This is a genomic window from Escherichia sp. E2586 (genome assembly GCF_005781105.1).
GTDB lineage: Bacteria > Pseudomonadota > Gammaproteobacteria > Enterobacterales > Enterobacteriaceae > Escherichia.
Genome location: NZ_VATN01000034.1, coordinates 21026 through 27620 on the forward strand (window position 1 = coordinate 21026; position 6595 = coordinate 27620).

Here is a 6595-nt window from a genome sequence, read left to right on the forward strand (position 1 = left end):
TTTATGTGAAACCGCCTGCGGGCGGTTTTGTCGTTTATGGAGCATGACGAATGGGTAAAGGCAGCAGTAAGGGGCATACCCCGCGCGAAGCGAAGGACAACCTGAAATCCACGCAGTTACTGAGTGTGATCGATGCCATCAGCGAAGGGCCGATAGAAGGTCCGGTGGATGGATTAAAAAGCGTGCTGCTGAACAGTACACCGGTGCTGGACAGTGAGGGGAATACCAACATCGCCGGTGTCACGGTGGTGTTCCGGGCAGGTGAGCAGGAGCAGACACCGCCGGAGGGTTTTGAATCCTCCGGATCCGAGACGGTGCTGGGTACGGAAGTGAAATATGACACGCCGATCACCCGGACCATCACGTCTGCAAACATCGACCGTCTGCGCTTTACCTTCGGTGTGCAGGCTCTGGTGGAAACCACTTCAAAGGGGGACCGGAATCCGTCGGAAGTCCGCCTGCTGGTTCAGATACAGCGTAACGGTGGCTGGGTGACGGAAAAAGACATCACCATTAAGGGCAAAACCACCTCGCAGTATCTGGCCTCGGTGGTGGTGGGTAACCTGCCGCCGCGCCCGTTTAATATCCGGATGCGCAGGATGACGCCGGACAGCACCACAGACCAGCTGCAGAACAAAACGCTCTGGTCGTCATACACCGAAATCATCGATGTGAAACAGTGCTACCCGAACACGGCACTGGTCGGCGTGCAGGTGGACTCGGAACAGTTCGGCAGCCAGCAGGTGAGCCGTAATTATCATCTTCGCGGGCGCATTCTGCAGGTGCCGTCGAACTATAACCCGCAGACGCGGCAATACAGCGGTATCTGGGACGGAACGTTTAAGCCAGCATACAGCAACAACATGGCCTGGTGTCTGTGGGATATGCTGACCCACCCGCGCTACGGCATGGGGAAACGTCTTGGTGCGGCGGATGTGGACAAATGGGCGCTGTATGTCATCGGCCAGTATTGCGACCAGTCGGTGCCAGACGGTTTTGGCGGCACAGAACCGCGCATCACCTGTAATGCTTACCTGACCACACAGCGTAAGGCGTGGGATGTGCTCAGCGATTTCTGCTCGGCGATGCGCTGTATGCCGGTATGGAACGGACAGACGCTGACGTTCGTGCAGGACCGACCGTCGGATAAGGTGTGGACCTATAACCGCAGTAATGTGGTGATGCCGGATGATGGCGCGCCGTTCCGCTACAGCTTCAGCGCCCTGAAGGACCGCCATAATGCCGTTGAGGTGAACTGGATTGACCCGAATAACGGCTGGGAGACGGCGACAGAGCTTGTGGAGGACACGCAGGCCATTCTCCGTTACGGTCGTAACGTCACGAAGATGGATGCTTTTGGCTGTACCAGCCGGGGGCAGGCACACCGCGCCGGGCTGTGGCTGATTAAAACGGAGCTGCTGGAAACGCAGACCGTGGACTTCAGCGTGGGCGCAGAAGGGCTTCGCCATGTACCGGGCGATGTCATTGAAATCTGCGATGATGACTATGCGGGTATCAGCATCGGCGGGCGCGTGCTGGCGGTGAACAGCCAGACGCGGACACTGACGCTCGACCGTGAAATCACGCTGCCATCCTCCGGTACCACGCTGATAAGCCTGGTTGACGGAAGTGGCAATCCGGTGAGCGTGGAGGTCCAGTCCGTCACCGACGGCGTGAAGGTGAAAGTGAGCCGGGTTCCTGACGGCGTTGCCGAGTACAGCGTGTGGGGGCTGAAGCTGCCGACGCTGCGCCAGCGCCTGTTCCGCTGTGTGAGTATCCGTGAGAACGATGACGGTACGTATGCCATCACTGCCGTGCAGCATGTACCGGAGAAAGAAGCCATCGTGGATAACGGGGCGCACTTTGACGGTGACCAGAGCGGCACGGTGAATGGTGTCACACCGCCAGCAGTGCAGCATCTGACTGCAGAAGTCACCGCAGACAGCGGGGAATACCAGGTGCTGGCGCGCTGGGATACGCCGAAGGTGGTGAAGGGGGTGAGCTTTATGCTTCGTCTGACCGTGGCAGCGGATGACGGCAGTGAGCGGCTGGTAAGCACGGCCCGGACGACGGAAACCACATACCGCTTCACGCAACTGGCGCTGGGAAACTACAGGCTGACAGTCCGGGCGGCAAATGCCTGGGGACAGCAGGGCGATCCGGCATCGGTATCGTTCCGGATTGCCGCGCCTGCAGCACCGTCGCGGATTGAGCTGACGCCGGGCTATTTTCAGATAACCGCAACGCCGCATCTTGCGGTTTATGATCCGACGGTACAGTTTGAGTTCTGGTTCTCGGAAAAGCGGATTGCGGATATCAGGCAGGTTGAAACCAGCGCGCGTTATCTTGGTACGGCGCTGTACTGGATAGCTGCCAGTATCAATATCAAGCCGGGCCATGATTATTATTTTTATATCCGCAGTGTGAATACTGTTGGCAAATCGGCATTCGTGGAGGCTGTCGGTCGGGCGAGCGATGATGCGGAAGGTTACCTGGATTTTTTCAAAGGCCAGATAATCGAATCCCATCTCGGCAAGGAGCTGCTGGAAAAAGTCGACCTGACGGAGGATAACGCCAGCAGACTGGATCAGTTTTCCAAAGAGTGGAAAGACGCCAACGATAAATGGAATGCCATGTGGGGCGTCAAAATTGAGCAGACCGAAGACGGCAGGCATTATGTCGCGGGGCTTGGCCTCAGCATGGAGGATACGGAGGAAGGCAAACTGAGCCAGTTCCTGGTTGCCGCTAACCGTATCGCGTTTATTGACCCGGCAAACGGGAATGAAACGCCGATGTTTGTGGCGCAGGGCAACCAGATATTCATGAACGAAGTGTTCCTGAAGTATCTGACGGCGCCAACCATTACCAGCGGCGGCAATCCGCCGGTATTTTCCCTGACACCGGACGGGCGGCTGACGGCGAAAAATGCCGATATCAGCGGTAACGTGAATGCGAACTCCGGAACGCTCAATAATGTCACGATTAACCAGAACTGTCAGATTCTGGGAAAACTGTCTGCCAACCAGATTGAAGGTGATATTGTCAAAACGGTGGGAAAAGCCTTTCCGAGAAATAGCAGTTATGCCAGCGGTACAATAACGGTCACGGTGTACGATGACCAGGCTTTTGACCGTCAGATAGTAATCCCACCCGTTCTGTTTCGCGGTGGTAAGCATGAAAACTTCAACAGCAACAACCAACAGTCATACTGGTATTCAACCTGTAAGCTGCAGGTGCTGAAGAACGGACAGGAAATCTTTCAGCAACCCGCGACGGATGTCAGCAGGGTATTTTCATCCGTCATTGATATGCCTGCCGGACACGGTCATGTCACCCTGACTTTCAATGTTTCTTCATATGGTGCTAATAACTGGACGCCAACGACCAGTATCAGCGACCTTCTTGTTGTCGTGATGAAGAAATCAACAGCCGGTATCAGTATCAGTTGAATTTTATAACCCAAATACGGGCGCCAGAAATGGCGCCTTTTTTATTGCAGAAAAGCGAGAGGTAATTATGCGTAAATTATGTGCTGTTATTCTGTCTGCAGTAGTCTGGCTGGTCGCCGCTGGTACGCCAGCGAGTGCAGCAGAGCATCAGTCCACACTAAGCGGCGGGTATCTTCAGTCCCATACTGATATGCCCGGCAACGATGACCTGAAGGGTATTAACGTGAAATACCGTTATGAATTTACGGACACGCTGGGGCTGGTGACGTCATTCAGCTATGCAGGAGACAAGAATCGCCAGATTACCCGTTACAGCGATACCCGCTGGCATGAAGATTCAGTGCGTAACCGCTGGTTCAGCGTGATGGCGGGGCCGTCTGTACGCGTGAATGAATGGTTCAGTGCTTATGCGATGGCGGGTGTGGCTTACAGCCGTGTTTCGACGTTCTCCGGGGATTATCTCCGCGTAACTGACAACAAGGGGAAAACGCACGATGTGCTGACCGGAAGTGATGACGGTCGCCACAGCGACACGTCTCTGGCATGGGGGGCTGGCGTGCAGTTTAACCCGACCGAATCCGTGGCCATTGACCTTGCTTATGAAGGTTCCGGCAGTGGCGACTGGCGCGCTGACGGTTTCATCGTGGGTGTCGGTTATAAATTCTGATTAGCCAGGTAACACAGTGTTATGACAGCCCGCCGGTTCAGGCGGGCTTTTTTGTGGAGTGGATATGGCAGCAGTAAAAATCTCAGGTGTGCTGAAAGATGGTGCGGGAAAACCAATACAGAACTGCACTATTCAACTGAAGGCAAAGCGTAACAGCACCACGGTACTGGTGAACACGGTAGCCTCTGAAAATCCGGATGAAGCCGGGCGTTACAGCATGGATGTTGAGTATGGCCAGTACAGCGTCACCCTGCTGGTTGAAGGTTTTCCGCCTTCACATGCCGGGACCATTACCGTCTATGAAGGTTCCAGACCAGGTTCGCTGAATGATTTTCTCGGTGCCATGACGGAAGATGATGTCATGCCGGAGGCATTGCGTCGTTTTGAGGAAATGGTGGAAGAAGCGGCACGCAACGCCGAAGCCGCCTCTCAGAGCGCAACGGCGGCAAAGAAATCCGAAACTGCAGCGGCATCATCGAAGAACGCGGCGAAAACCTCAGAAACGAATGCAGCTAACAGCGCACAGGCGGCAGCGGCCTCACAGACTGCATCGGCAAACTCCGCGACAGCAGCCAAAAAATCAGAAACCAACGCGAAAAACAGCGAGACAGCAGCAAAGACGAGTGAAACCAACGCAAAGTCCAGCCAGACGGCAGCGAAAACCAGCGAAACGAATGCTAAAGCCAGTGAAACTGCGGCAAAAAACAGCCAGGCTGCAGCAGCCCAAAGCGAGAGCGCGGCAGCCGGTTCTGCGACTTCAGCTGCTGGCTCAGCAACTGCTGCGGCTAACAGCCAGAAAGCTGCAAAGACGAGTGAAACTAACGCAAAGTCCAGCCAGACGGCAGCGAAGACCAGCGAAACGAATGCCAAAGCCAGCGAAACTGCGGCGAAAAACAGTCAGGATGCAGCAGCCCAAAGCGAGAGTGCCGCAGCTGATTCTGCAACAGCGGCAGCTAATAGCCAAAAAGCTGCAAAAACCAGTGAAACTAACGCAAAGACGAGTGAAACAAAAGCAGCAGCTAGCGAGACAGAAGCAACGTCAGCCGCAACAAGAGCAGAGAATGCAGCCCGGATTGCAGAAGATGCCGCTGATCCTGCTTCTGTCCCTCCGCTTCCTGATATCTGGCTACCCTTGAATGATTCTCTGGAAGCGATAACAGGGTATGCGCCGGGCTATAAAACAATAACCATCGGCAGTGATGAAATAACAATGCCTGTTAATGGCATATGCCAATTTAGCCGCGCTTCATCAGCAACGTATATTGATAAGTCCGGGCATATTACCGTAGCAGCTAATAACGTTCCTCGCTTTGAAAAATATGGTTTGCTGATAGAGAATCAGCGAACAAACATGTTCGTAAATAGTTTTAATCCTGATGCGTGGAATAAAAGCGGTGGTATATCTGTAACATCATCAACAGATGAATTTGAGTTTAAATATGGACGTTTCACGGTAGGAAGCGAGATAGCAGGAACGACAACAGGGAGAAATATATGCACAGTTGCTGGTAATAAAGGCATAGATGTGACTGGCGATGATCAGTACAGTAAAGGTCCGTATGTTACCGCGTCGTTCAGGGTAAGAAGTGATCTCAATGTTCGCGCACGTATCCGTTTTGAACGGTATAACTCGGAAGGATACACTTTCCTTTGTGACGCCTATTTGTCATTACAGACTCATGAACTACAAATTACGGGTGGTAATGCCCAGCTATTAACAGCAAACTTTGAAATCGACCCTGGAAGTGGATGGATATATTTTCAGGCAACACTGAAATGTCTGCCAGAATGGGGAATGGTTGGTACGCAGCTGCAAATTGCAGCCGACAGAGCTGTGGGGTCTTTTGCAACAGGTGACTGGATAGAAGTAACCACCCCGCAATTCGAGTATGGTGCTTGTGCAACTTCCTTCATCATAACGACAACAGAGCCAGCGACTCGTGCATCAGATTTATGTAAATTTCCGCTGATGAAAAATATGTATACCATGCCTTTTACGTTCATGGTGGAGGTCCATAAAAACTGGTTTATTTCTCATAATGCTGCACCGCGTGTCATTGATTCAGAAAATCACCAGTCCGGAGGCCCATTTATTATGGGGTTTGGTTCTTCTGGAACTATTAGTCAGGACGGTTATTCGTATTGCGATATAGGCGGGGCTAACCGACGTGTATATGAGTCATGCGGAGTAAGAGAGCTTGTTATGGGATTCAGGGTTAAGGCTGACGGCATGACATGCTCATTTGCAAATAAGCATATAAGCACAGAAACAAAAACAGTATGGAAATATATTCGTGAAGCTGCTGTGATTCGTATCGGGGGACAAACGACGACAGGATTACGACACCTTAATGGTCATATAAAAAACCTCCGTTTCTGGAACAGAGCATTGTCAGATACGCAGCTTAAGGAATACGTATAATGCGGGATATAACATTACGATTCGATAACAGAGAACTGTAGTGGTCAAGTAATATTG

General features: G+C 52.7%; 3 protein-coding genes. All 3 read left to right on the forward strand.

From position 1 onward, the window contains the following. The first annotated feature begins 50 nt into the window (after positions 1-50). The 3 genes from FEK50_RS22615 to FEK50_RS22625 all read left to right on the forward strand — a co-directional run bounded on the left by FEK50_RS22615 (position 51) and on the right by FEK50_RS22625 (position 6538). Complete coding sequence (locus FEK50_RS22615; RefSeq protein WP_138211681.1) at positions 51-3449, forward strand: host specificity protein J; 3399 nt, start codon at positions 51-53, stop codon at positions 3447-3449. Positions 3450-3516: 67 nt separating this feature from the next. Then, on the forward strand, positions 3517-4116 hold the full coding sequence (locus FEK50_RS22620) for an Ail/Lom family outer membrane beta-barrel protein (RefSeq protein WP_131162672.1): 600 nt from the start codon (positions 3517-3519) through the stop codon (positions 4114-4116). 64 nt (positions 4117-4180) lie between these two features. After that, positions 4181-6538, forward strand: coding sequence for a prophage tail fiber N-terminal domain-containing protein (locus tag FEK50_RS22625; protein WP_135524496.1), 2358 nt, complete (start codon positions 4181-4183; stop codon positions 6536-6538). Positions 6539-6595: the final 57 nt, after the last annotated feature.